Source organism: Saccharothrix violaceirubra, assembly GCF_014203755.1.
GTDB classification, from domain to species: domain Bacteria; phylum Actinomycetota; class Actinomycetes; order Mycobacteriales; family Pseudonocardiaceae; genus Actinosynnema; species Actinosynnema violaceirubrum.
The window spans coordinates 145,159-170,320 of sequence record NZ_JACHJS010000001.1; the positions used below are offsets into that span (position 1 = coordinate 145,159).

28 protein-coding genes are annotated in these 25,162 nt (G+C 71.0%); 25 read left to right on the forward strand and 3 right to left on the reverse strand.

Annotation, left to right across the window (positions count from 1 at the left end; all coding sequences use genetic code 11):
- The first annotated feature begins 32 nt into the window (after positions 1–32).
- A complete protein-coding gene (locus F4559_RS00775) occupies positions 33–1,523 on the forward strand; it encodes a M1 family metallopeptidase (RefSeq protein WP_184665671.1) in 1,491 nt (496 codons plus the stop codon).
- A 73-nt stretch (positions 1,524–1,596) separates the two neighbouring features.
- A complete protein-coding gene (locus F4559_RS00780; protein WP_184665672.1) occupies positions 1,597–2,349 on the forward strand; it encodes an NAD(P)-binding domain-containing protein in 753 nt (250 codons plus the stop codon).
- On the opposite strand, the gene F4559_RS00785 is transcribed toward F4559_RS00780, so the two are convergent.
- Positions 2,346–3,566, reverse strand: coding sequence for an isochorismate synthase (locus F4559_RS00785; RefSeq protein ID WP_184665673.1), 1,221 nt, complete (start codon positions 3,564–3,566; stop codon positions 2,346–2,348). The two genes, F4559_RS00780 and F4559_RS00785, sit on opposite strands and share 4 nt — an antisense overlap.
- A 63-nt stretch (positions 3,567–3,629) precedes the next feature.
- Between F4559_RS00785 and F4559_RS00790 the strand changes: the two genes are divergently transcribed.
- The 6 genes from F4559_RS00790 to F4559_RS00815 are packed head-to-tail and all read left to right on the forward strand — an operon-like array spanning position 3,630 to position 7,621.
- A complete protein-coding gene (locus F4559_RS00790; RefSeq protein ID WP_312865419.1) occupies positions 3,630–4,064 on the forward strand; it encodes a DUF3592 domain-containing protein in 435 nt (144 codons plus the stop codon).
- A 42-nt stretch (positions 4,065–4,106) separates the two neighbouring features.
- Positions 4,107–5,030: a 1,2-phenylacetyl-CoA epoxidase subunit PaaA gene (paaA, locus tag F4559_RS00795; protein WP_184665675.1), complete on the forward strand. Its 924-nt coding sequence runs from the start codon at positions 4,107–4,109 to the stop codon at positions 5,028–5,030.
- Entirely contained in the window at positions 5,027–5,311 is a 285-nt protein-coding gene (paaB, locus tag F4559_RS00800; RefSeq protein WP_184665676.1) for a 1,2-phenylacetyl-CoA epoxidase subunit PaaB, read from the forward strand. The genes paaA and paaB overlap by 4 nt, the downstream gene beginning before the upstream one ends.
- On the forward strand, positions 5,308–6,159 hold the full coding sequence (gene paaC, locus F4559_RS00805) for a 1,2-phenylacetyl-CoA epoxidase subunit PaaC (protein ID WP_184665677.1): 852 nt from the start codon (positions 5,308–5,310) through the stop codon (positions 6,157–6,159). The genes paaB and paaC overlap by 4 nt, the downstream gene beginning before the upstream one ends.
- On the forward strand, positions 6,153–6,629 hold the full coding sequence (gene paaD / locus F4559_RS00810) for a 1,2-phenylacetyl-CoA epoxidase subunit PaaD (RefSeq protein WP_184665678.1): 477 nt from the start codon (positions 6,153–6,155) through the stop codon (positions 6,627–6,629). The genes paaC and paaD overlap by 7 nt, the downstream gene beginning before the upstream one ends.
- On the forward strand, positions 6,629–7,621 hold the full coding sequence (locus F4559_RS00815) for a 2Fe-2S iron-sulfur cluster-binding protein (protein ID WP_184665679.1): 993 nt from the start codon (positions 6,629–6,631) through the stop codon (positions 7,619–7,621). The genes paaD and F4559_RS00815 overlap by 1 nt, the downstream gene beginning before the upstream one ends.
- On the opposite strand, the gene F4559_RS00820 is transcribed toward F4559_RS00815, so the two are convergent.
- The gene (locus F4559_RS00820) at positions 7,618–8,142 is read right to left on the reverse strand and encodes a hypothetical protein (protein ID WP_184665680.1); all 525 of its coding nucleotides are present in this window, start codon (positions 8,140–8,142) and stop codon (positions 7,618–7,620) included. The genes F4559_RS00815 and F4559_RS00820 overlap by 4 nt on opposite strands.
- 347 nt (positions 8,143–8,489) lie before the next feature.
- On the opposite strand from F4559_RS00820, the gene F4559_RS00825 reads away from it, so the two are divergent.
- On the forward strand, positions 8,490–8,804 hold the full coding sequence (locus tag F4559_RS00825; RefSeq protein ID WP_184665681.1) for a hypothetical protein: 315 nt from the start codon (positions 8,490–8,492) through the stop codon (positions 8,802–8,804).
- Positions 8,805–8,917: 113 nt separating this feature from the next.
- Here the strand turns inward: F4559_RS00825 and F4559_RS00830 are convergent, their stop codons facing one another.
- Entirely contained in the window at positions 8,918–9,742 is an 825-nt protein-coding gene (locus F4559_RS00830) for an inositol monophosphatase family protein (RefSeq protein WP_184665682.1), read from the reverse strand.
- A gap of 155 nt (positions 9,743–9,897) precedes the next feature.
- Between F4559_RS00830 and F4559_RS00835 the strand changes: the two genes are divergently transcribed.
- The 16 genes from F4559_RS00835 to nuoK all read left to right on the forward strand — a co-directional run bounded on the left by F4559_RS00835 (position 9,898) and on the right by nuoK (position 25,157).
- Complete coding sequence (locus F4559_RS00835; protein WP_312865420.1) at positions 9,898–11,001, forward strand: glycosyltransferase family 4 protein; 1,104 nt, start codon at positions 9,898–9,900, stop codon at positions 10,999–11,001.
- Positions 10,998–12,104, forward strand: coding sequence for a glycosyltransferase (locus tag F4559_RS00840; protein WP_184665684.1), 1,107 nt, complete (start codon positions 10,998–11,000; stop codon positions 12,102–12,104). Before F4559_RS00835 ends, F4559_RS00840 begins: the two co-directional genes overlap by 4 nt.
- Positions 12,105–12,114: 10 nt before the next feature.
- Entirely contained in the window at positions 12,115–12,804 is a 690-nt protein-coding gene (locus F4559_RS00845; protein ID WP_184665685.1) for a demethylmenaquinone methyltransferase, read from the forward strand.
- 66 nt (positions 12,805–12,870) lie between these two features.
- Positions 12,871–14,151 (forward strand): geranylgeranyl reductase family protein, encoded by a 1,281-nt coding sequence (locus tag F4559_RS00850; RefSeq protein WP_184665686.1) that lies wholly within the window; start codon positions 12,871–12,873, stop codon positions 14,149–14,151.
- Between the two features lie 349 nt (positions 14,152–14,500).
- Positions 14,501–14,866 (forward strand): NADH-quinone oxidoreductase subunit A, encoded by a 366-nt coding sequence (locus F4559_RS00855; protein WP_184665687.1) that lies wholly within the window; start codon positions 14,501–14,503, stop codon positions 14,864–14,866.
- 12 nt (positions 14,867–14,878) lie between these two features.
- Positions 14,879–15,427 (forward strand): NuoB/complex I 20 kDa subunit family protein, encoded by a 549-nt coding sequence (locus F4559_RS00860; protein ID WP_184665688.1) that lies wholly within the window; start codon positions 14,879–14,881, stop codon positions 15,425–15,427.
- 6 nt (positions 15,428–15,433) lie between these two features.
- Positions 15,434–16,174 carry an NADH-quinone oxidoreductase subunit C gene (locus tag F4559_RS00865; RefSeq protein WP_184665689.1) on the forward strand — a complete coding sequence of 247 codons (741 nt, stop codon included), beginning with the start codon at positions 15,434–15,436 and terminating at the stop codon, positions 16,172–16,174.
- Positions 16,171–17,541, forward strand: coding sequence for an NADH-quinone oxidoreductase subunit D (locus F4559_RS00870; RefSeq protein WP_184665690.1), 1,371 nt, complete (start codon positions 16,171–16,173; stop codon positions 17,539–17,541). The genes F4559_RS00865 and F4559_RS00870 overlap by 4 nt, the downstream gene beginning before the upstream one ends.
- Positions 17,538–18,275, forward strand: a complete 738-nt coding sequence (gene nuoE, locus F4559_RS00875) for an NADH-quinone oxidoreductase subunit NuoE (protein ID WP_184665691.1) — start codon at positions 17,538–17,540, stop codon at positions 18,273–18,275. The genes F4559_RS00870 and nuoE overlap by 4 nt, the downstream gene beginning before the upstream one ends.
- Before the next feature lie 13 nt (positions 18,276–18,288).
- A complete protein-coding gene (gene nuoF / locus F4559_RS00880) occupies positions 18,289–19,584 on the forward strand; it encodes an NADH-quinone oxidoreductase subunit NuoF (RefSeq protein WP_184665692.1) in 1,296 nt (431 codons plus the stop codon).
- Positions 19,581–22,058: an NADH-quinone oxidoreductase subunit G gene (locus F4559_RS00885; protein ID WP_184665693.1), complete on the forward strand. Its 2,478-nt coding sequence runs from the start codon at positions 19,581–19,583 to the stop codon at positions 22,056–22,058. The genes nuoF and F4559_RS00885 overlap by 4 nt, the downstream gene beginning before the upstream one ends.
- Entirely contained in the window at positions 22,055–23,368 is a 1,314-nt protein-coding gene (nuoH, locus tag F4559_RS00890; RefSeq protein ID WP_184665694.1) for an NADH-quinone oxidoreductase subunit NuoH, read from the forward strand. Before F4559_RS00885 ends, nuoH begins: the two co-directional genes overlap by 4 nt.
- Positions 23,355–23,876 (forward strand): NADH-quinone oxidoreductase subunit NuoI, encoded by a 522-nt coding sequence (nuoI, locus tag F4559_RS00895; RefSeq protein WP_184665695.1) that lies wholly within the window; start codon positions 23,355–23,357, stop codon positions 23,874–23,876. Before nuoH ends, nuoI begins: the two co-directional genes overlap by 14 nt.
- Positions 23,873–24,706 (forward strand): NADH-quinone oxidoreductase subunit J, encoded by an 834-nt coding sequence (locus F4559_RS00900; RefSeq protein ID WP_312865421.1) that lies wholly within the window; start codon positions 23,873–23,875, stop codon positions 24,704–24,706. Before nuoI ends, F4559_RS00900 begins: the two co-directional genes overlap by 4 nt.
- Positions 24,703–24,861, forward strand: a complete 159-nt coding sequence (locus tag F4559_RS00905; protein ID WP_184665696.1) for a hypothetical protein — start codon at positions 24,703–24,705, stop codon at positions 24,859–24,861. Before F4559_RS00900 ends, F4559_RS00905 begins: the two co-directional genes overlap by 4 nt.
- Positions 24,858–25,157 (forward strand): NADH-quinone oxidoreductase subunit NuoK, encoded by a 300-nt coding sequence (gene nuoK / locus F4559_RS00910; protein ID WP_184665697.1) that lies wholly within the window; start codon positions 24,858–24,860, stop codon positions 25,155–25,157. Before F4559_RS00905 ends, nuoK begins: the two co-directional genes overlap by 4 nt.
- Positions 25,158–25,162: the final 5 nt, after the last annotated feature.

Below are 25,162 nucleotides of genomic sequence, written 5' to 3' on the forward strand. Positions count from 1 at the left end.
GCGCGTGGTGCCGCGTCGATAGCTTCAGCCGCATGTCCCTTCGAGCGAAGCTCACCATCGGCACCGCCACCGCGGCGTCACTGTTGTTGCTCGCCGGAACCGCGTCCGCCGCGACACCGGGCGCACCGGGTATCGGCGACCCGTACTACCCGAACGCGGGCAACGGCGGCTACGACGTTTCGCACTACGACGTCAGACTCAACTACCGGCCCTCCGACGACAACCTTTCCGGAACCACCACGATCACCGCGAAGGCCACCCAGGACCTGACCGGGTTCAACCTGGACTTCGTGCTGAACGTGAGTTCCGTGCGGGTCAACAACCGCGTCGCGTCCTTCAAGACCGAGAAGGGCGAATTGGTCGTCGACCCGAAGGCGACCCTGCGCAAGGGCGCCGACCTGACGATCGTCGTGACCTATTCGGACGCGCCCTCGAAGCGTTCGGTGGACGGCTACACGGCCTGGCGCCGCACGGCCGACGGCGCGCTGGCGATCGACGAGCCGGACGCCGCCCCGTGGTGGTACCCGAGCAACAACCACCCGACGGACAAGGCGACGTTCGACGTGTCGGTGTCCGTGCCGGACGGCTTGGAGGTGGTTTCCAACGGCACGTTCGCGGGCACGGTCAAGCAGATCAACGGCTGGACCCGGTGGCGCTGGCGCAGTGTGAAGCCGCAGGCCACGTACCTGACGTTCGTGGCGATCGGCCAGTTCGAGGTGCGCCACCAGGTCGCGCCCAACGGGCAGCCGTTCGTCACCGCGTACTCGTTGAGCAGCGACAGCGCCGACGACGAGGCGGCCAAGGCCAGCGTCGAGCGCACGCCCGAGATCGTCGAGTTCCTTGAGGGCAGCTTCGGGCCCTATCCGTTCGAGGCGCAGGGCGGCGTCGTGACGCCGGGCATCAACTTCGCGCTGGAGAACCAGACGCGGTCGACCTACGGCACCGCCTTCTTCCGGCGTGGCGCGAACACCTACGTCGTGGCGCACGAGAACGCCCACCAGTGGTGGGGCGACTCGGTGTCCGTGCACGCGTGGCGCAACATCTGGCTGAACGAGGGGTTCGCCAGCTACGCGGAATTCCTGTGGTCGGAGTACATCGGCGAGGGAACGGCTCAGGAGAACGCGCAGTTCACCTACGACCTGTACCCGGCCGACAGCCCGTTCTGGCAGGTGCTGCCCGGTGACCCGGGTGCCGACAAGCAGTTCGACGGCGCGGTTTACGACCGCGGCGCGTTGGCCGTGCACGCGTTGCGCGTGGCAGTCGGCGACCAGCACTTCTTCGAGATCCTGAAGACCTGGCTGGCCAAGAAGAAGTACGGCGACGCGACCATCGAGGAATTCGTGGCGCACGCCGAGAAGATTTCCGGCAAGCCGCTCGTCGAGCTTTTCCAGACCTGGTTGTTCACCAAGGGCAAGCCGGCCGCCGCGCCGGGCGGCCAGGTCGGCATCGCGGCGAAGTCCGTCGCCAAGCCGAAGTCGTTCGACCAGATCCGTGAGACCCACCGGATCCTGTCGCAGTCGTAATCCGCGTGGAATGACGCCACCCCGTCCGGGAAGATCGCCGGACGGGGTGGTTTCCGCGTTCGGGAGGCGTGTGATGGGTGGGTACGGGTTCGTCGGCACGGGTGCGATCACGGCGGCGGTCGTCGAGGGTCTGGGCGGCGGGGAGATCCACCTGTCGCCGCGTGGCCGCGAGGTCGGGCGCGTGCTGGCCGACCGGTTCCCCGGCGTCCGGGTGTGCGCGACCAACCAGGAGGTGCTCGACCGCGCGGACGTCGTCGTGCTCGCCGTCCGCCCGCCGGTGGCCCCCGACGTGCTGCCCGGCCTGGAGTTCCGGCCCGACCACGTCGTGGTCAGCGCGATCGCCGGCCTGGAGATCGCCCGGTTGCGGGACTGGACCGGGCCGGTGGCCGCGATCGTCCGGTCGATCCCGCTGCCCGGTGCCGCCCGCGGCCGCAGCCTCACCGCCCTGTACCCCGACCACCCGGTGGCCCGGGACCTGTTCGAGCGGGTGGGCGGCGTGGTCGTGCCGGAGGAGGAGCGGACGCTGGACGCGTTCAGCACGGTGACCGGGACCTTCGCCGCCTACCTCGAGTACCTGACGACGATCACGCGCTGGCTCGCCGACCAGGGGGTGGCGGCCGGTACCGCGAGCGCGTACCTCCGCCACATCCACGGCACGCTCGGCGAGTCGCTGCCGGCCGCGGAGTCCCTGACCGCCCTGTCCGCCGAGTTCACCACGCCGGGCGGGCTCAACGAGCGGTTCGCGACCACGCTGCGCGCGGCGGGTGTGCCGGACACCGTCCGCCGGACCCTGGACGAACTCCTGGCCGGGCTGCGCGACCGCTAGGAGAGGGCCTCGCGCAGCGGGCGCATCTTGGCGTGCGCCTCGCGGACCTCGGTGTCGGGGTCGGAGGAGGCGACCAGGCCGCAGCCGGCGAACAGGCGGGCGGTGCGGCCCTCGACGTCGGCGCAGCGCAGCGCGATGCCCAGTTCGCCGTCGCCGCTGCCGTCGATCCAGCCCACCGGACCGGCGTAGCGACCGCGGTCCATCCGCTCCAGGTCGGCGATCATGGCCAGAGCGGCGGCGCGGGGCGTGCCGCCCACGGCGGCGGTCGGGTGCACGGCCGCGCCCAGGCCCAGCAGCGAGGGCGAGTCGCGCAGCGTGCCGACGACGTCGCTGGACAGGTGCGACACGTTGGGCAGGTGCAGTACGGCCGGCCCGTCCACCGACAGCGAGGAGCAGTACGGCCGCAACGCGTCGGCCAGGGATCGCACGGCGTACCGGTGCTCGTCCAGGTCCTTCTCCGACGTCAGCAGCGCCGAGGCGAGTTCGGCGTCGGACAGCCCGTCACGCGGCCAGGTCGTGCCGGCCAGCACCCGGGAGTCCACCACCTGGCCGGTGCGGCGCAGCAGCAGTTCGGGGGTCGCGCCGATCAGGCCGTCGACCGCGTAGGCCCAGCAGTCGGGGTAGCGGCGGGCCAGGACCGACAGCAGGTGGCGCTGGTCGATGTCCTCGTCGGCCACGGCCAGCAGGTCGTGGGCGAGCACGACCTTGGCCGCCTCGCCCGCCCGCATCCGGTCCACCGCCGTGCGGACCGCCTCGCGGTACGCCGGGACCGGCAGTCGGCCGTCGAGGTACCGCACTCCGGTCGGCCGCCGAACAGCCGTCACGGGCAGTTCCGGGTCGGTGCCGATCGTGGTCACCCACGAGTGGTTCCCACGCCGGCCGACGATCACCTCGGGCACGATCAGCACCGAGCGGTCCTCGTCGCCGAACGCCAGCGAGACGAACGCCACCGGCCCGCTGCCGGGCACGCCCACCTCGTCCACCACGTCCAGCGACGCCGTGAACTCCGCCCACCACCGGTCGGCCAGCGCGAACCGGTCCGGCCCGGAGATCTCGAACCGGGCGGCCTCACCCCATCCGACCAGGCCCGATCCGTTCCGCACCCAGGCCAGCGCGCCGATGGGCGCGGGCAGCGCGGCGAGGAGTCCGGTGTCCCCGGCACGCCTGGTCAGGACGCCGAGCCGGGTTCCGGTCCGCGAGGCAGGGGCAGTCGTCACGCAGTCGAGGGTATGGAGTCGACCCTGAGATTCCCCGCCCGCCCGGCCCTAGACTCCTGCGCTGTGGTGGACGACGCAGTGGTGACCCGTGCTCGCCCGAAGGGACGACTCCTCGTCGGCCGGGCCCTGCTCGTCCTCGGGCTGCTCGTGACGCTGATCGGGCTCGTGCTGGTGGGCGCGTGCTTCAAGGACGACCTGGCGATCGAGAAACGCACAGGTCATGTGACGGCCGAGGTGGTCTCGGTCTCGTTCCAGCGCACGGTCGTCCGGTTCGCGACGCCCGACGGCGCGGTGTACAGCCCGTCGCAGGGCGTGCTCTACCCGGACGGCCTCGAACCCGGGCAGCTCGTCCGCGTCGAGTACGACACCGCGAACCCGGAGCTGGCCCGTGTGCAGGGCCGCACGTACACGCTCGCGTTGCTGCCAGTGGGCACGTTCCTGCTCGCCGTGTGGGCCGTGCTCGCGGTGCCGGTCTGGTGGCTTCGCCGACGCGTGTGACACCTCTCCCCGAAAATGGGCTTCGTATGTAACATCGGTCGCATGGACCTCGAAGCCCGGTTCGAGCGCACGATCGCGTCCGAGCAGCGCGTCGAGCCCCGGGACTGGATGCCCGAGGGCTACCGGAAGACGCTGGTCAGGCAGATCGCCCAGCACGCGCACTCCGAGATCATCGGCATGCAGCCCGAGGGGAACTGGATCACCCGCGCGCCGTCGCTGCGCCGCAAGGCGATCCTGCTCGCCAAGGTCCAGGACGAGGCCGGCCACGGGCTCTACCTGTACGCCGCCACCGAGACCCTCGGCGCCGACCGCGCCGACCTCACCGAGAAGCTGATCACCGGTCGGCAGAAGTACTCGTCGATCTTCAACTACCCCACGCCCTCGTACGCCGACGTCGGCGTGATCGGCTGGCTGGTCGACGGCGCCGCGATCTGCAACCAGGTCCCGCTGTGCCGCACCTCCTACGGCCCGTACGCGCGGGCCATGATCCGCATCTGCAAGGAGGAGTCCTTCCATCAGCGCCAGGGCTACGAGCTGCTGCTGACGATGATGGCCGGCACCGACGCCCAGCGCGCCATGGTCCAGGAGTCCGTCGACCGCTTCTGGTGGCCCGCGCTGATGATGTTCGGCCCGCCCGACGCCGAGAGCACCAACTCCGAGCAGTCGCTGGCGTGGCGGATCAAACGCGACACCAACGACGAGCTGCGCCAGAAGTTCGTGGACATGACCGTGCCGCAGGCCGAGAAGCTCGGCGTGACGCTGCCCGATCCGGAGCTGCGCTGGAACGCCGAACGCGGCCACCACGACTTCGGGCAGCCCGACTGGGACGAGTTCTGGCAGGTCGTGAAGGGCAACGGACCGGCCGGCGCCCAACGCCTCGCCCACCGGCGCAAGGCGCACGAAGACGGCGAGTGGGTGCGTGAGGCCGCACGTGTGCACTCGGAGAAGAAGCGGGGTGTCGAATGAGCGCGTCGTGGCCGCTGTGGGAGGTCTTCGTCCGGGGCAAGCGCGGGCTCAACCACGTGCACGTCGGCTCGCTGCACGCGCCCGACGCCGAGATGGCCGTGCGCAACGCCCGTGACGTCTACACCCGGCGCAACGAGGGCGTGTCGATCTGGGTCGTGCCCGCCGCCGCGATCACCGCGTCGTCGCCGGACGAGAAGGACCCGTTCTTCGCGCCCAGCGGCGACAAGGTCTACCGGCACCCGACGTTCTACGAGATCCCCGAGGACGTGCCGCACCTGTGAACGCCTACGAGGACCTTCTCGACCACGAGGACGCGCACTGGGCGTTCGGCACCGGGTTCGCCGATCCGCTGACGGGTGTGGACCGCGCCGTTCCATCCGATGTGGACGGACTGTTCGAGGGTTGCCTGGCGTTGGGCGACGACGCGCTGGTGCTGGCCCAGAGGTTGGCGCAGTGGTGCTCGCGGGCGCCCGAGCTGGAGGAGGACGTGGCGCTGGCCAACATCGCGCTCGACCTGCTCGGCCAGGCCCGGCTGCTGCTGACCCGCGCGGGCGAGGTCGAGGGCGCGGGGCGGGGCGAGGACGCGCTGGCCTACCTGCGCGACGAGCGCGAGTTCCGCAACGTGCACCTGGTCGAGATCGAGTGCGGGCCGCTGGTCGGCGGTGACTTCGCCACGACGATCGCGCGGTTGCTGGTGTTCTCGTCGTGGCGGCTGGCCGTGTTCACGCGACTGTGCGGGCACGCCGATCCGGTGTTGGCGGCGATCGCGGCCAAGGGCGTGAAGGAGTTGGCGTACCACCGGGACCACGCGGCGCAGTGGGTCGTCCGGCTGGGTGACGGCACGGAGGAGTCGCATCGGCGGATGACGGCCGGGTTCGAGCGGGTGTGGCCTTACGTGCCGGAGCTGTTCGATGCCGACCCGATGGTCGACATGGCCGACGTGCGGTCCGAAGTGGACAGTGTGGTGGACGCGGTGTTCGGGGCGGCCGGGCTCGAACGGCCCTCGGTCGGACCCGCCTCGCGCGTGAACGGACGGGCCGGACGCGCGGGCGTGCACACCGAGGCCATGGGCTACCTGCTCGCCGAGATGCAGTACGTGCACCGGTCGTTGCCGGGTGCGCGATGGTGACCGCGTACGAGGTCGCGTCGGCCGTGCGGGACCCGGAGCTGCCGGTGCTGACGCTGGCCGAGCTGGGCGTGCTGCGGGACGTGACCGAGGAGGACGGGCGGGTCCGGGTGACGATCACGCCCACCTACTCGGGGTGCCCGGCGGTGGCCGAGATGGGCGCCGACCTGCGGCGGTCGCTGCTGGCTGCCGGGTACGGCGAGGTCGAGGTGCGAACCGTGCTGGCGCCGGCGTGGACCACGGACTGGATCACCGCCGACGGGCGGCGCAAGCTGGCCGAGGCGGGGATCGCGCCGCCCGGTCGGGTCGGGCCGGTGGTGTTGAACCTGGTGCCGCCGACGCGTCGCGTCGCCTGTCCCCGGTGCGGCTCTTCGTCCACCCGTGAGCTGTCCCGGTTCGGGTCCACGGCGTGCAAGGCGTTGTGGCGGTGTTCGGATTGCGCCGAGCCCTTCGAGTACCTCAAGGAGCTGTGATGCGGTTCCACAAGCTTCCGATCGTGTCGGTGGACCGGTTGTGCGCGGATGCCGTGGCGGTGACGTTCGACGCCGACTTCGGGTTCCTGGCCGGGCAGCACGTGACGTTGCGGCTGGGCGAGGAGCGGCGGCAGTACTCGATCTGCGCCGCGGTCGGCTCGCCGTTGCGCATCGGGGTGCGGTGGGTGGACGGCGGCGTGTTCTCCACGTACCTGGTCGATCAGGCCCGGCCCGGGGACGTGATGGAGGTGTCCGAGCCGCAGGGGAAGTTCACGCCCGCGCGGCGGGGGCACCACGGGTTGATCGTGGCCGGGTCCGGGATCACGCCCGCGTTGTCGATCGCGGCGACCGAGCTGGCGGCGGGGTCGCGGGTCACCCTGCTGTACGGGAACCGGCGTACGGACACGGTGATGTTCGTCGACGAGTTGGCGGATCTGAAGGACCGGTACCCGACGCGGTTCCAGTTGGTGCACGTGCTGTCCCGTGAGCCGCGTGACGTGGAGTTGTTCACCGGGCGGTTGGACGCGGTGAAGCTGCGGGAGCTGTTCTCGACCGTGGTGCCGGCCGCGGACATTGACGAGTGGTGGTTGTGCGGGCCGTACGAAATGGTGCGGGCCGCCCGTGAGGTGTTGGGCGACCGGGTGCCCGTGCACCACGAGCTGTTCTACGTCGACGAGCCGCCGCCTCCGGTGCGGCGGGTGGCGGAGCCGGTCGAGGGCGGGGTCGGGACGGTGGTCCTGGACGGGCGGACGACCTCGGTGCCGCTGCCCGCCGGGGTGTCGATCCTGGACGCGGCCCAGCGGGTGCGCGCGGACCTGCCGTTCGCGTGCAAGGGCGGGGTTTGTGGCACCTGCCGGGCGCGGGTCGTGGCCGGGCGGGTGGAGATGCGGCGCAACTACGCGTTGGACGAGGACGAGGTGGCGGCCGGGTTCGTGCTGACGTGCCAGGCTGTGGCGTGCACGCCTGCCGTGACGGTGGACTACGACGCTTAAGGGCGTGGTTCGAGCACGGCGATGCGGGTGACGTCCTCGAGCAGGCGGTCGTCGGGCTGCCCGGTCAGGGGTTCGGCCTCGGCGGTGACGGTCGTGGTGCCGTTGATCGTCGAGTCGTAGTGGTGGGCGGTGAAGCGGACGTCCGCGATGCCGATCGTCGCGCCCGGCAGCGGGGACACGTCGCCGGTGCCGTGGATGTCCTCGATCCGCTTGAACTCCCGGGCGCCGGCGCGCGTGCCGTACTCGACCCAGGCGATGTGGACGACGATCGTGGTGCCCTTGTCGTCGGCCAGGGTCATCAGGGTCCGGCTGAGCGAGACGCAGGGCATGGTGGCCATGAGCTGGTTGACCTCGCCGAACGTGTGGGGTGGGCACGCGGGGTCGTGGTGCGAGGCCTTCCGGACGATCTTGAGGCCGAGGCCCTGCCAGGCGTCGTCCACCGATCCGGGTTGGCTGTTGCCGGTGCCGACGGCGACCGCGCCGACCACTGCCGCGGTGGCTATCACGCCGAGGAGTTTCACGGGCCCACCTCCTCCCGGCTCGTTCCCCGTGGAGCGATGGTCCCAAACCAGGGGCCTGCCGGCACGTGGTCGGGACCTATTGACGGAATTCGCCCGAATACGCCGGTCCGGGATCGGGTTGGGATCATCCCGCCATGTCCTGGCACAGTTTCCTCGACGAATCCCGTCGAGGGCCGGTTTACCTGCTCGCCGTGGTCACCATTCGCTCAGGTCGTCTCGCCACGACCCGGACGGCACTGCGGTCGTTGGTGAAACCTGGTCAACGCCGCCTCCATTTTGCCTAGGAGGGCGATGCCCGGCGGCGGGAGGCGATCGCGCGGCTGTCCGGCCTGGACCTGAGCGGCAGGGTGTGGCTGTGTCGGGAGTCCGACGACCTCGTCGCCCGCCGGGCGTGCCTGACCGCGGTCGTCCGGACCGTGCTCGACCTGGGTGTCGTCCGGTTGTCGCTGGAGAGCGCCCAGCACCAGGACGCCCGCGACCGCCGGACCATCGCCGCGGTCGTCGGCAAGGCCGCCGATTTCGGTTACGACCATTTCCGGTCGTCGGAAGAGCCTCTGCTGTGGGCCGCCGACGCGTTGGCGTGGTGTTTCGGCGCGGGAGGCGAATGGAGGCGTCGGGTGGAACCCTTTGTCGACGAAGTGTTCCACCTCGACGCCCCGTGAAGATCGCGACGCCCGGCAACCAACCGTCCGGATGGTGAACCGGGCTCACTTCCGACCCCTATTGGGGAAGGCGACGACCGGATTCTACGAGCAGGACCCGAACCCGGGCAACCTCACCGCACCATCGACGACTGCCACCAGCCGAGGACCTCCTCCGCCGAGTCGGGCATCGCGACCAGCAGGCCGTCGACCGGCAGCGACACGTCGTCGCCCCGGCGGTCCAGGACCGTGGCACCCGACTCGACCGCCAGCGCCACCGCGCCGGCGACGTCCCACTCGTGGTAGCTGTCCAGTACCGCCGCCGCCGCGTGGCCCAACGCCACCTGCGCCACGGCCAAGGCCTTCGAACCCAGCATCCGCACACCCGTACCGGCCGACGCCGCCCGCGTGATGAAGTCGCCCATGCCCGGCCACGGGCCGGTGCGGGTCAGTTCCGTGCACACGATCGGGCTCACCGGCTGTTCACCCAACCGCACCGGGCGGCCGTTGGCGCGCATTCCTCTTCCCCGGGCCGCCGCGTAGATCTGAGCCCGGTACGGATCGGCGACCACGCCGACCACCGGTCCCCACCGGTCGACCAGGGCCAGGCTGTACGCGCACCACGGCATGCCCGCCACGTAGTTCGCGGTGCCGTCCACCGGGTCGACGACCCAGCGGTACTCGGCGTCGCTCACCGTGTGCGCGTCGGTGTCCTCGCAGAACACGGGGATGTCCGGGAACTCCGAGGCCAGGACCCTGCGCGTGTGCCTTTCGAGGGTCCGGTCCGTATCCGTCACCCAGTCGAACGGGTACGGGTCGTCGTCGGGACGGGCGCCCCGTCCGGCCGTGGCCACGATGACGTCGGACGCGTCGTTGGCCAGGCGCCCCGCGATCTCCAGCGCTATCGACACCAGGCCGGGGTCGACGGGCTGCGCGGGTCGGGACGGCAAGACGGTCATGCCGCACTAGTTTCACCGCACCGGGTGTCCGCGAGCCGTCTACGAGGTGAAGCGGCGACGATCTCCCGCCCAACGTCAACCGCGACGCGAGGAGTTCGACGGAGGTTCCGCAATCCGTCACGCCCCCGTGTCCTTCGCACCGCAAGGTGATCCAGGTGCGCGTAGCGATCGTCACCGAGAGCTTCCTGCCCCAGGTCAACGGCGTCACGAACTCCGTGCTGCGGGTGCTGGAGCACCTCGCCGCCCGGGGGCACAAAGCCCTGGTCGTGGCACCGGGCGCCGGTGACGACCGCCACGGCGACACGCCCGTGGTCCGCGTGCCCGCCGTGGACCTGCCCAGGTTCAGCTCGCTGCCGGTGGGCGTGCCCACCCGCCGCGTGCTCACCGCGCTGGAGATGTGGCGTCCCGACGTGGTCCACCTGGCCAGCCCGTTCATCGTCGGCGCCAAGGGCCTGTCGGCCGCGCGCCGCCTGGGCGTGCCGACGGTCGCGGTCTACCAGACCGACGTGGCCGGGTTCGCCGGTCACTACGGCCTGGGCCTCACCGCCCGCGCCGCCTGGCGGTGGACGCGCAGGCTGCACAGCCAGGCCGACCGCACGCTCGCCCCGTCGTCGTGGGCGGTCGACGCCCTGCGCGACCACGGCGTCCCGCGCGTGCACCGCTGGGGGAGGGGCGTGGACGTCGAGCTGTTCCACCCTGGTCGACGGGACGACGCCCTGCGCCGGAGCCTCGCGCCGGACGGGGAACTCCTCGTCGGCTACGTGGGCCGGCTGTCGCCGGAGAAGCAGGTGCACCGGCTCGCCGTGCTGCGCGACATCCCCGGCGTGAAGCTGGTCGTCGTGGGCGAAGGACCGGAGGAAGGGGCCCTGCGCCGGGAACTGCCCGACGCGGCGTTCCTCGGTTTCCGGGCCGGCCGGGATCTCGCCGCCGCCTACGCGAGCCTCGACGTGTTCGTCCACACCGGACCGCACGAGACGTTCTGCCAGGCCGTGCAGGAGGCCATGGCCAGCGGTCTGCCCGTGGTGGCGCCGGACGCCGGCGGTCCGCGCGACCTCGTCCACCCCGACACCGGCCACCTGGTCACGACCGACGCCGGGCTGCGCGCCGCCGTGACCGGCCTCAAGGACCCGCTGCACCGCCGCCGGCTCGGCCAGGCCGCCCGCCGCCGGGTCCGGGGCCGCACGTGGTCGGCCGTGTGCGACGAGCTGCTCGACCACTACGCCGCCGTCCTGGACCTGCCCGAACGCCGGGCCGCATGAGGATCGTGCAGCTCGCCAACTTCTACGGCCCGCGTTCGGGTGGCCTGCGCACCGCCCTGCACCACCTGGGCGCGGGCTACGCGGCCGGTGGGCACGAGGTCACGCTGGTCGTCCCCGGCCCGGCGCACGCCGACGAACGCCTCGGCCGGGTCCGCCGGATCACGCTGCCGGCACCGCGCCTGCCCGGCACCGGCGGCTACCGGGCCGTCGACCCGTGGCGGGTGCGGCGGCTGCTGGACCACCTGCGCCCGGATCGCCTGGAGGTGTCCGACCGGCTGACCCTGCGCGGCATGGGGCACTGGGCGGCGGACAACGGCGTGCCCAGCGTCGTGATCTCCCACGAACGCCTCGACCGGCTGCTGGAGCAGTTCCTCTTCCCCGCGGCGCTGGCCAGGCGGGGCGCGGACTGGGCCAACGCCCGGATGGCCGCCTCCTACGACACGGTCGTCTGCACGACCGGGTTCGCGAAGGAGGAGTTCGACCGGATCGGCGCGCGCAACGTCGCCCGCGTGCCGCTGGGCGTCGACCTGAGGACGTTCACGCCGACCCGGCACGACCGCGCCCTGAAGGCCGAGCTGGCCCGGGGCGCCGACGCCCTGCTGGTCCACTGCGGCCGGCTCTCGCCCGAGAAGCACGTCGAACGCAGCGTCGACACGGCGGCGGCCCTGCACGAGGCGGGGCACGACGTCCGCCTGGTGATCGCCGGCGACGGTCCGCGCCGGGAGGCGTTGGAGAGGCGGGCCGCCGGCCTGCCGGTGACGTTCCTCGGTTTCGTCGGCGAGCGCACGGCCGTCGCGACCCTGCTGGCCAGCGCGGACGTGTCGCTGGCGCCCGGACCGCACGAGACGTTCGGCCTGGCCGCGCTGGAGGCGCTGGCCTCGGGCACTCCGGTGGTCGTCTCGGCCAGCTCCGCGCTCAAGGAGATCGTCCGGCCGGGCTGCGGCGTGGCCGTGCCCGACCACGCGCCGGCGTTCGCGGGCGCGGTGAACGCCCTGCTGGACGACCCCGAGCCCGCCCGGCGGCTGGCCGCGCGGACCCGGGCCGAGGAGTACCCCTGGCAGGCGGCGGTGGACGGGATGCTGGCCGCGCTGCGCGTCACTTAGTCTCTAGGCCATGGCGCGTGCAGGTCTGGACAAGAACCCCCGCGAGGTCGCCGAGATGTTCGACGGCGTGGCCCAGGGCTACGACCGCACGAACTCGGTCATGACGCTGGGCTTCGACCGCCGGTGGCGCGAGTGGAGCCGCCGGGTGCTCGACGCCCGCGCGGGCGAGAAGGTCCTGGACCTGGCCGCCGGCACGGCCGTGTCCACGGTGGAGTTCGCCGCCCAGGGCGCGTGGTGCGTGGCCGCCGACTTCTCCCTGGGCATGCTCCGGGGAGGCGGGCACCGGCCGGTGCCCAAGGTCGCCGCGGACGCCCTGAACCTGCCGTTCGCCGACGACGCGTTCGACGCCGTGACGGTGTCGTTCGGCCTGCGCAACTTCAACGACACGGAAGCCGCCCTGAAGGAGATGTCCCGGGTCGTGCGGCCGGGTGGCCGGCTGATGATCTGCGAGGCGAGCACGCCGGTGTTCGGGCCGTTCCGCTGGGTCTACAAGAAGCACCTGCTCAAGATCCTGCCGTTCGTCGCGAAGTTCGTCTCGTCCAACCCCGAGGCGTACCACTACCTGGCCGAGTCGATGCGGGAGTGGCCCGACCAGCGCACACTCGCGGAGAAGATCGCGCGGTCGGGCTGGGAGGACGTCGCCTGGTTCAACCTGACCGGCGGTCTCGTGGCCCTGCACCGGGCGACCAAACCGCTCTGAGCGGACCTTCAGGAGCCCGCAAGTAGACTCGGACCGGCTTTGTGAACTCAGGCACAAGGAGCGGTCATGACGACTCCCCGCAGGCGACAAGCGACCGATGACGCCGATGTCATCGTGGTCGGGGCAGGGCCTGCCGGGTCGACCGCGGCCACGTACCTGGCGCGTGCCGGGCTGGACGTCCTCCTGCTGGAGAAGAGCGTCTTCCCGCGCGAGAAGGTGTGCGGCGACGGGCTCACGCCCCGCGGCGTCAAGCAGCTCATCGACCTGGGCATCGACACCCGCGAGGAAGCCGGGTGGCTGCACAACCGCGGCCTGCGCGTCGTGGGCGGCGGCGTGACCCTGGAGCTGGACTGGCCGGACCTGTCGACGTTCCCGCCCTACGGCGTGGTCCGCCCGCGGCAGGACTTCGACGAGCTGCTCGCGAACACCGCGAAGCAGGCCGGCGCCCGGCTCGTCGAGCACACCACGGTCACCGGCGCGATCGTCCACAACGGACGCGTCGTGGGCGTGGAGGGCAAGCAGGGCAAGGAGAAGGCGCCGGTCTCGTACCGGGCGCCGCTCGTGCTGGGCTGCGACGGCGTGAGCGCGCGGCTGGCGCTGTCCGTGGGCATCCAGAAGGACGACGCCAAGCCGATGGGCGTGGCCGTGCGGCGGTACTACGACAGCCCGCGCACGAAGGACGACTTCCTGGAGTCGCACCTGGAGTTGTGGGACCGCGCGAACGACGTGCTCCTGCCCGGCTACGGCTGGATCTTCGGCATGGGCGACGGCACGGTGAACGTCGGCCTGGGCATCCTCAGCACGTCCAAGGCGTACGGCACGACCGACTACCGGGCGTTGTTGCGCTCGTGGCTGGACGGCACGCCCGAGGAGTGGGGTTTCCGCGAGGAGAACGCCACGGGCCGGATCGGCGGTGCCGCGCTGCCCATGGGCCTGAACCGCAAACCCCATTACCGCAACGGTTTGCTGCTCGTGGGCGACGCGGGCGGCATGGTCAACCCGTTCAACGGCGAGGGCATCGGGTACGCCATGGAGTCGGCGCGGATCGCGGCCGAGTCCGTCGTGCAGGCCCTGGCCCGGCCGGAGGGTCCGAGCCGGGAGCGCGCGCTGCACGCGTACCCGGTCCGCATCGAGCAGGCGCTGGGCAGCTACTACCGCCTGGGCAACGTGTTCTCGAAGCTCATCGGGAACCCGACGGTCATGCGCACGGCGACCAAGTACGGGTTGCCGCGCAAGACGCTGATGAAGCTGGTGCTGAAGCTTCTCGCCGGTCTCTACGACCCCAAGGACGGCGATTCTTTCGACCGTCTCATCACGGCGGCCACGAAACTCACTCCAACGGCGTAATCGCCGGGCACAAACGGACGCGGCATCGGCTACAAGTCGGTGCCGTTTCGTTTTGGTGTGGCCCCGTTCACTCGGGGTTCCGCAAAGCGTCGCCCGGATGGGGATATTCGCTGGTCAGAGGCATTGTGGGGGTGCCGTCAACGCCACACTGTGACGTTCTACACTGGCCCCCGGGTCTTGTGAATCACTTCACAACCGGCTGTGATGCCTTGTGAAGTGTTTCACAAGCGACCCGCGGAACGTTAGGTACGCCTAACTTCCGTGGGCCGGTCGAACACCCCTTAGGGTGCGAAACGCCTCGGCCGTACACCACCACGTGCGGCCGAACGCGAGGAAAGGACGACGGAGAGTGCTGCAGCCCTACCTCCCCCTCGTATTGATGTTCGCCCTCGCCGCGGCGTTCGCCCTGTTCTCGGTGACGGCCGCGCCCTACATCGGCCCCCGCCGCTACAACAAGGCGAAGCTCGACGCCTACGAGTGCGGCATCGAGCCGAGCCCGCAGCCCGTGGTCGGCGGTGGCCGCATGCCGGTCGCGTACTACCTCACCGCGATGCTGTTCATCCTGTTCGACATCGAAATGGTGTTCCTCTACCCGTTCGCGGTGTCCGCGGACCGGCTGGGCCTGTTCGGCCTGGTGGAGATCGCCCTGTTCGTCGCCACGGTCGGGTTCGCGTACGCCTACGTCTGGCGGCGCGGCGGCCTCGACTGGAACTGAGGGGGAAGACCCGTGGGTCTCGAAGAGAAGCTCCCGAACGGCATCCTGCTCGCCAGCGTGGAGAAGCTGGTCAACTGGACCCGCAAGTCCTCGCTGTGGCCGGCGACGTTCGGCCTCGCGTGCTGCGCGATCGAGATGATGACCACCGGCGGTCCGCGCTACGACCTCGCGCGGTTCGGCATGGAGGTCTTCCGCGCCTCGCCGCGCCAGGCCGACCTGATGATCGTGGCGGGCCGGGTGACCAACAAGATGGCGCCGGTGCTGCGCCAGATCTACGACCAGATGCCCGAGCCCCGCTGGGTGCTGGCCATGGGCGTGTGCGCGTCCAGCGGCGGCATGTTCAACAACTACGCGGTCGTGCAGGGCGTGGACCACGTCGTCCCGGTCGACATGTACCTGCCGGGCTGCCCGCCCCGACCGGAGATGCTGATCGACGCGATCCTCAAGATCCACGCGAAGATCATGGACGAGCCCCTCGGGCCGACCAGGGCCGCGCTGCTCGCCGAGAGCGGCAAGACGACGGACCTGATCCCGTCCTCCCAGCGCTTTGCGAAGAAGTGAGCACCGATGGCTGACGAGAAGAACCCCGAGGCCCTGTCCTCGGCGGACCTGACCCCCGCCGAGGCCGCCGAACACCAGGCGCACGGCGGCGTCGTCGCCGGTCGCGCCCGCCAGGGCATGTTCGGCATCTCCGGTTCCGGCGACACCTCGGGCTTCGGCGGCCTGCGGCTGCCCGCGCACGTCGCGGCCCGGTCCGAGCGGCCCTACGGCGGCTGGTTCGACGAGGTCGCGGACGAGCTGGCCGCCGCGATCCGGGAGAAGGGCCTGCCCGACGACACCGTCCAGCAGGTCACCGTCGCCCACGGCGAGATCACGTTCTACCTGCGCCGCGAACACCTGGTCGACACCGCCCGCATCCTGCGCGACGACCCGGCCCTGCGGTTCGAGCTGTGCAGCTCGGTGTCCGGTGTGGACTACGGCGCCGACGCGCCGCAGCGGCTGCACTCGGTCTACCACCTGACCTCCATGACCTACCGCCGGCGCATCCGCCTCGAGGTCGCGGTGGACGTCGACGACGCGCGCATCCCCAGCGTGGTCTCCGTCTACCCGACGGCCGACTGGCAGGAGCGCGAGGCGTGGGACATGTTCGGGATCGTCTACGAAGGACACCCGGGCCTGACCCGAATCCTCATGCCGGACGACTGGGACGGCCACCCGCAGCGCAAGGACTACCCGCTCGGCGGCATCCCGGTGGAGTACAAGGGCGCGGAGATCCCCCCGCCGGACCAGAGGCGGTCTTACTCATGACTGAGCAGCGAGTTTCCGACTACACCACGGGCACCGACACCAGCGCCGAGGGTCGGGCGAGCGACGCGTACGCCGGGTCGCGCCAGACCACCGAGGGCACCGTCTACACGGTCACCGGTGGCGACTGGGACGACGTGCTCGCGGACGCCGCGGGCGAAGAGCGCATCGTCATGAACCTCGGCCCGCAGCACCCGTCCACGCACGGCGTGCTGCGGCTGGTGCTGGAGCTGGAGGGCGAGACCGTCACCCAGGCCCGCAGCGTCATCGGCTACCTGCACACCGGCATCGAGAAGAACGTCGAGTACCGGAACTGGACCCAGGGCGTCACGTTCGTGACGCGCACGGACTACCTCGCGCCGCTGCACCACGAGACCGCGTACTGCCTGGCCGTGGAGAAGCTGCTGGGCGTCGAGGTCCCGTACCGCGCCCAGGTCGCCCGTGTGATCCTCATGGAGCTGAACCGGATCAGCTCCCACCTGGTCGCGCTGGCCACCGGCGGCATGGAGCTGGGCGCGCTCACCGGCATGACGGCGGGCTTCCGCGAACGCGAGGAGGTCCTGCACCTGCTCGAGTTCCTGACCGGTCTGCGGATGAACCACGCGTACATCCGGCCCGGCGGCCTCGCCCAGGACTTCCCGCAGGGCGCCGAGAACCGCATCCGCGAGTTCCTCAAGGTCATGGACTCCCGCCTGCCCGACTACGACAAGCTGCTCACCGGCCAGCCGATCTGGCGCAACCGGTTGCAGGGCATCGGCTACCTGCCCGTCGACGCGTGCCTCGCGCTGGGCATCACCGGTCCGATCCTGCGGTCGGCCGGCCTGCCCTGGGACCTGCGCAAGATCGAGCCGTACTCGGGCTACGAGCACTACAAGTTCGACGTGCCGACCTCGAACGAGGCCGACTCGTTCGCCCGCTACCGGCTGCGGGTCGAGGAGATGCACCAGTCCCTCAAGATCATCAAGCAGGGCGTGGACTTCCTCCAGCCCGGCCCGGTCATGGTCGAGGACGCCAAGATCGCCTGGCCCGCGCAGCTCACCATCGGCGCCGACGGCATGGGCAACTCCCTGGAGCACGTCCGCAAGATCATGGGCCAGTCCATGGAGTCCCTGATCCACCACTTCAAGCTGGTGACCGAGGGCTTCCAGGTGCCGGCCGGTCAGGTGTACGTGCCGGTCGAGTCGCCGCGCGGCGAACTGGGCTACCACGTGGTCTCCGACGGCGGTACGCGCCCGCTGCGCGTCCACATGCGTGAACCCAGTTTCGTGAACCTCCAGTCGATGCCCGCGATGTGCGAGGGCAGCATGGTCGCCGACGTCATCGCGTCCGTGGCCTCCATCGACCCGGTGATGGGCGGTTGTGACCGATGACCCAGACGCAAGAGCCCGTGATCTTCGACCAGGGCACCGTCGACCGCGCGAACGCGCTCGTCGCCCGCTACCCGGTGCCGCGCTCGGCGTTGCTGCCGATGCTGCACCTGGTGCAGTCGGTCGAGGGGTACGTGAGCCAGGCGGGCATCGCGTTCTGCGCGGAACGCCTCGACCTGACCACCGCCGAGGTCAGCGCGGTCGCGACCTTCTACACCATGTACAAGCGCCGCCCGTGCGGCGAGCACCTGGTGAGCGTCTGCACGAACACGCTGTGCGCGGCGCTCGGCGGTGACGCCATCTACGCGAAGCTGCGCGAGCACCTCGGTTCCGAGGGTCGCCCGCTGGGCCACGAGGAGACCTCGGGCGAGCCGGGCACGCCGGGCTCGATCACGTTGGAGCACGCCGAGTGCCTCGCCGCGTGCGACCTCGGTCCCGTGCTCCAGGTGAACTACGAGTTCTACGACAACCAGACGCCGGAGAAGGCGCTGGAACTGGTGCAGCGGCTCCAGACCGGCGAGAAGCCCGCGCCCACGCGCGGCGCGGCGCTGACCGACTTCCGCCAGGCCGAACTCCAGCTCGCCGGCTTCTTCGAGGGCCGCGACGCCGCCGACCTCGACGGGCCGTCGGCCGCACCCGAGACCGTGCGCGGGGCGAAGATCGCCGCCGACCGCGGCTTCACCGCGCCCGCGATGCCGGACAACGCGGAGTTCCCGCCGCTGCCGGAAAAGAAGTAGGGGGAGGCACGCAGTGGTCGACCAACTCACGCCCGTCCTCACCAAGCGCTGGCTGTCGCCGCGCTCGTGGACGCTGAAGACCTACGAGCAGCTCGAGGGCTACACGGCGCTGCGCAAGGCGCTGACCGCCCACCCGGACCAGCTCATCCAGCAGTGCAAGGACTCCGGCCTGCGCGGTCGCGGCGGCGCCGGCTTCCCGACCGGGCTCAAGTGGGGCTTCATCCCGCAGAACGACGGCAAGCCGCACTACCTCGTCATCAACGCCGACGAGGGCGAGCCGGGCACCTGCAAGGACGTCCCGCTGATGATGGCGGACCCGCACTCGCTCATCGAGGGCATCATCATCACCTCGTACGCGATCCGCGCGAACTTCGCCGCGATCTACGTGCGCGGCGAGGTGCTGCACTGCATCCGCCGCCTCAACGCGGCCGTGCGCGAGGCGTACGAGGCGGGCTACCTGGGCAAGGACATCCTGGGTTCCGGGTTCGACCTCGACCTCGTCGTGCACGCCGGCGCCGGCGCGTACATCTGCGGCGAGGAGACGGCCCTGCTCGACTCCCTGGAGGGTCGGCGCGGCCAGCCCCGGCTCAAGCCCCCCTTCCCGGCGACCTCGGGGCTCTACGCGTCGCCCACTGTGGTGAACAACGTCGAGACGATCGCGTCGGTTCCCTACATCGTCAACGGCGGCGCGGACTGGTTCCGGTCGATGGGCCGCGAGCGCTCGCCCGGCCCGAAGATCTACTCGCTGTCGGGCCACGTGGAGCGCCCCGGCCAGTACGAGGCCCCGATGGGCATCACGCTGCGCGAGCTGCTCGACCTCGCGGGCGGCATGAAGGACGGCATCCCGCTGAAGTTCTGGACGCCGGGCGGCTCGTCCACCCCGCTGTTCACCGCCGAGCACCTCGATGTCCCCCTGGACTTCGAGGGCGCGGCGGAGGCCGGGTCCATGCTGGGCACGACCGCGTTGCAGATCTTCAACACCACGGTGTCCGTGCCGTGGGCGGTCATGAAGTGGACCGAGTTCTACAAGCACGAGTCGTGCGGCAAGTGCACGCCGTGCCGCGAGGGCACGTACTGGCTGGTCCAGATCCTCCAGCGGATGGTGCGCGGCGAGGGCACGGCGGGCGACATCGACACGCTGCTCGACGTCTGCGACAACATCCTCGGCCGGTCGTTCTGCGCGCTCGGCGACGGTGCGGTCAGCCCGATCACCAGTGGCATCAAGTACTTCAAGCAGGAGTTCCTCGACCTGTGCGACCGGAATTCGGCCGCCCGGTACGAGGAGACGTTGGCAGGAGCAGGCGCATGACGATCGCCCCTGACAAGAGCACCGAGCTGGTCGTGCCGGAAGGCCACGTCAAGCTCGTGATCGACGGCCTGGAAGTGGTGGCGCCCAAGGGCGAACTGCTCATCCGCACGGCCGAGCGCCTGGGCATCGTGGTGCCCCGCTTCTGCGACCACCCGCTGCTCGACCCGGCCGGCGCCTGCCGGCAGTGCCTGGTCGAGGTGGAGATGGGCGGGCGGCCCATGCCCAAGCCGCAGGCGTCCTGCACGATGACGGTCGCCGACGGCATGGTCGTGAAGACCCAGCTCTCCTCGCCGGTCGCGGACAAGGCGCAGCAGGGCGTGATGGAGCTGCTGCTCATCAACCACCCGCTGGACTGCCCGATCTGCGACAAGGGTGGCGAGTGCCCGTTGCAGAACCAGGCCATGAAGCACGGCCGCGCGGACTCCCGCTTCCACGAGCACAAGCGGACGTTCCCCAAGCCGATCGCGGTCAGCGCCCAGGTGCTGCTCGACCGCGAGCGCTGCGTGCTGTGCCAGCGGTGCACCCGGTTCTCCAAGGAGATCGCGGGTGACCACCACTTCCTGGACCTGCTCGAACGCGGCGCCCAGCAGCAGATCGGCACGGCCGAGACCGCCCGCATCGAGGGTGCCGAGGCCGACCGCAACCAGTCGTACTTCTCCGGCAACACCATCCAGATCTGCCCGGTCGGCGCGCTGACCAGCGCGGCCTACCGGTTCCGCGCCCGGCCGTTCGACCTGGTCTCCACGCCGGGCGTGTGCGAGCACTGCTCGTCGGGCTGCGCCGAGCGCACCGACTGGCGGCGCGGCAAGGTGCAGCGCAAGCTCGCCGCCGACGACCCCGAGGTGAACGAGGAGTGGCTCTGCGACAAGGGCCGGTTCGCGTTCCGCCACGTCACGTCGACCGACCGGATCACCCGGCCGCTCATCCGCGACGAGGCCACGGGCGAGCTGCGCGACGCGTCGTGGACCGAGGCGCTGCGGCACGCGGCCGAGGGCCTGGCCAAGGCCCGTGACGGCAAGGGCGTCGGCGTGCTGGCGGGCGGCCGGTTGACGGTCGAGGACGCGTACGCGTACTCGAAGTTCGCCCGGATCGCGGTGCGCACCAACGACGTCGACTTCCGCGCCCGGCCGCACTCCGACGAGGAGACGGCGTTCCTCACCGCCGAGGTACTGGGCCGCACGCCCGAGACCGGCGGCGTGACCTTCCGGGGCATCGAGCAGGCGCCGGCCGCGCTGCTGGTGGCGTTCGAGCCCGAGGAGGAGGCGCCGATCGTCTTCCTGCGGCTGCGCAAGGCCGCGCGCCGCAACCGGACCCGCGTCTACCACGTCGGCCAGTTCACGACCCCGGCCGTGGAGAAGACGTTCGGCACGCTGCTGGCCTGCGTGCCCGGCGGCGAGCCGGCCGCGCTCAACGCACTGCCCGAGCACGCCTCGGACGTCGTCGAGGACCTGGCCAAGCCCGGCTCGGTGATCCTGGTCGGCGAACGTGCCGCCGAGGTGCCGGGCCTGTTCTCGGCGGTCTCCGCGCTGGCCGCGCGCACCGGCGCCCGCGTCGCGTGGATCCCGCGCCGGGCGGGCGAACGCGGTGCCCTGGAAGCGGGTCTGCTGCCCACGCTGCTGCCCGGCGGTCGCCTGGTGACCGACGCGGACGCGCGGGCGCACGTCGAGCGCACGTGGGGCCTGGCCGAGGGTGCGCTGCCCGCGACCCCCGGCCGCGACTCCACCGGCATCCTCACCACCGCGGCGAGCGGCGGCCTGGACGCCCTCGTGGTCGGCGGCGTCGACCCGTACGACCTGCCGGACCCCGGTCTGGCGCTGCGCGCCCTGGAGCTGGCCGGGTTCGTGGTCAGCCTGGAGCAGCGGCACAGCGCGGTCACCGAGCACGCCGACGTGGTGCTGCCGGTCGCGCCGGCCGTCGAGAAGGCGGGCTCGTTCCTCAACTGGGAGGGCCGCCGCCGGACGTTCGGCACCACGCTGGAGGGCACGGGCACGCTGCCCGACAGCCGCGTGCTCGACACGCTGGCCGTCGAGATGGACGCGGACCTGTTCACCCAGACCCCGGCCGCCGCGTGGGCGGACTTCGAGCGGCTGGGCTCGGCGCCCGCCGCCGCGACCGCGCCGAGCGTGGTCGCGCCGCTGCCGACCCCGCCCCGCGCGGGTCAGGCGGTGCTCGCCACGTGGCGCCGGCTGCTGGACAACGGGACGCTCCAGGCCGACGAGCCGCACCTGGCGGCCACCGCCCGCGCGCTCGTCGCCAAGCTGTCGGTCGCGACCGCCGAGCACCTCGGCGTCGAACTCGGCGGCGACATCGTCGTCTCGACCGACCGGGGCGGGGTGACGCTGCCGGTGGAGGCGGCCGACCTGCCCGACGGCGTCGTGTGGCTGCCCGCAAACTCGGGCGAGGTCACCGTACGGCGCACCCTCGTCGCCGGCCACGGATCAGTGGTGGCCGTCTCCCGCGGAGGCAACGCATGAACACCGCGCAGCTCCTCGCCGACGACCCGTTGTGGCTGATCATCGTCAAGGTGGTCGGGATCTTCGCGTTCCTCGTGGTCATGACCCTGTTCATGATCAACTGGGAGCGCAAGGTCGTCGCGCGCATGCAGCAGCGGCCCGGACCCAACCGGGTCGGTCCCGGCGGCTGGCTCCAGTCGCTCGCGGACGGCCTGAAACTGGCGTTCAAGGAGGACATCCGCCCTGTCCTGGCGGACAAGTGGGTGTTCTTCCTCGCGCCGGTGATCTCCTGCATCCCCGCGTTCGTCGCCTTCTCGGTGATCCCGCTGGGCGGCAAGGTCACGATCTTCGGCGAGGAGACCGCGCTCCAGCTCGTCGACCTGCCGGTCGGCGTCCTGGTCGTGCTCGCCTGCTCCTCGCTGGGCGTCTACGGCATCGTGCTGTCGGGCTGGGCCTCCGGCTCGCCCTACCCGCTGCTGGGCGCGCTGCGCTCGGCCGCGCAGGTGATCTCCTACGAGATCGCCATGGGCCTGTCGATCGTCGCGGTCGTCATGCACTCGCACTCGCTGTCCACCTCGGACATCGTGAAGTCGCAGGGCAGCGGCTGGTACTTCTACCTGCTGCCGGTCAGCTTCGTGATCTACGTGATCTCCATGGTCGGCGAGACCAACCGCGCGCCGTTCGACCTGCCCGAGGCCGAGTCCGAGCTGGTCGGCGGCTTCCACACCGAGTACAGCTCGCTGAAGTTCGCGCTGTTCTTCCTCGCCGAGTACGTGAACATGGTGACCGTCTCGGCGCTGGCGACCACGCTGTTCCTCGGCGGCTACCGGTTCCCGTTCGTCGGCGACGACCACCTGCTCAACAGCGGCTGGTTCGGCCTGCTGTGGTTCGTGGTCAAGACGCTCGGGTTCCTGTTCCTGTTCATCTGGCTGCGCGGCACGCTGCCCCGCCTGCGCTACGACCAGTTCATGCGTCTGGGCTGGAAGTTCCTGGTCCCGATCGCGCTGGTCTGGTTCGTGGCCGTGGCGTTCGCCCGCTACGTGCGCCGGGAGATCGAGCAGGGCGCCTTGGAGACGAGCACCGCACTGGTCGTGATCGGCGTCGTGCTGGTCGCCGTGCTGCTGATCGCCTTCATGCTGCCGGACCGCCGGGCCCGCGTGGACCCGAACGCGGTGCCGGTGACCGGGGGCGGCTACCCCCTCCCGCCGCTGGACCTCGAAGTGCCGAAGTCGCCGCCGCGTCGCCGCCAGGTGCCCGTCGCGCAGCTACCGGCGAAGGAGAACACCGCGGTCACCGTGTCTGCAAAGGAGGTCGGCAATGGGGATGCTTGATCCCGTCAAGGGCTTCGGCGTGACCTTCGGGACGATGTTCAAGAAGGTCGTCACCGAGGAGTACCCCGAGGTCCAGAAGGTCACCGCACCCCGGTTCCACGGCCGCCACCAGCTCAACCGGCACCCGGACGGCCTGGAGAAGTGCGTCGGCTGCGAGCTGTGCGCGTGGGCGTGCCCGGCGGACGCGATCTTCGTGGAGGGCGGCGACAACACCGAGGACGAGCGCTACTCGCCCGGTGAGCGCTACGGCGCCGACTACCAGATCAACTACCTGCGGTGCATCGGCTGCGGCCTGTGCATCGAGGCGTGTCCGACCCGCTCGCTCACCATGACCAACGAGTTCGAGCTGGCCGACGACAACCGGCAGAAGCTGATCTTCACCAAGGAGGACCTGCTCGCGCCCCTGCTGCCCGGCATGCAGCAGCCGCCGCACAAGATGCTGCTGGGCGAGAACGAGCAGGACTACTACGTGAACGGCCCGGCCCTGGCGAAGGAGGCCGGCCAGTGATCGGCGCCCTCCTCGCCCAGATCGAAGAGCCCGTGCAGCAGGCGGTCGACACCGTCACCACCGGCGAGGCCGTCGCGTTCTGGGTGCTCGGCCCGCTGGCCCTGGCCGGCGCGCTGGGCATGCTCTTCGCCCGCAACGCCGTGCACTCGGCGCTGTGGCTGGTGCTCACCATGCTCAGCCTCGGCGTGCTCTACATGGTCCAGCAGGCGCCGTTCCTCGGCTTCGTGCAGATCATCGTCTACACCGGCGCGATCATGATGCTGTTCCTGTTCGTGCTCATGCTCGTGGGCCGGGACAGCTCCGACTCGGTCGTGGAAGTGCTGCGCGGACAGCGGTTCGCCGCGACCGTCCTGGGTATCGGCTTCGCCGGCCTTGTCGTCGGCTCGCTCGCCCGCGCGCTCACCGACGTGAAGCCGGTCGGCCTGGCGCAGCCCAACGCCGAGGGCGGCAACGTCGCCTCGATCGGCGAGCAGCTGTTCACCACCTACCTGTTCCCGTTCGAGCTGACCTCCGCGCTGCTGATCACGGCGGCGGTCGGCGCGATGGTGCTGGCCTTCACGTCCAAGTCCGGCGAGACCAAGAAGACCCAGCGCGAACTGGTCGAGGAGCGCTTCCGCGGCGACCGCGTCGGCTCGCTGCCCGGCCCCGGCGTGTTCGCCACGGCCAACTCGGTCGCGACGCCCGCCCTGCTGCCCGACGGCTCGGTCGCGCAGGAGTCGCTGTCCGCGCTGATCGAGACGACCGCGAAGGAGACCCTCGCCGACGACGTCGCCGAGGTCGCCGGCACCGGGCACCAGCCCGACGCGCACGCCCTGAAGGGGGAGTCGTGACCCCGCCGTCCGCGCTGCCCGGACGCACGCCGTCCGCGCCGCCCTCGTCGATCGGGCGACTGCCCGTCCGGGTCTCCCGCCGCGCGCCGTTCGCCTCCGCGTGGACCGCCCTCGTGGTGCCGGACCCGCGCGTGTCCAAGGGAGCGTCGTCATGACCCCTACGTACTACCTGCTGCTGTCCGCGCTGCTGTTCAGCCTCGGCGCGGTCGGCGTGCTGGTGCGGCGCAACGCCATCGTCGTGTTCATGTGCGTCGAGCTGATGCTCAACGCGGTGAACCTCAGCCTGGTCACGTTCGCCCGGATCAACGGGCAACTCGACGGCCAGGTGATGGCGTTCTTCGTGATGGTCGTCGCGGCGGCCGAGGTCGTCGTCGGCCTGACGATCATCATGGCGATCTTCAAGACGCGTCGCTCGGCCTCCGTCGACGACACCAACCTGCTGAAGTACTGAGAGGT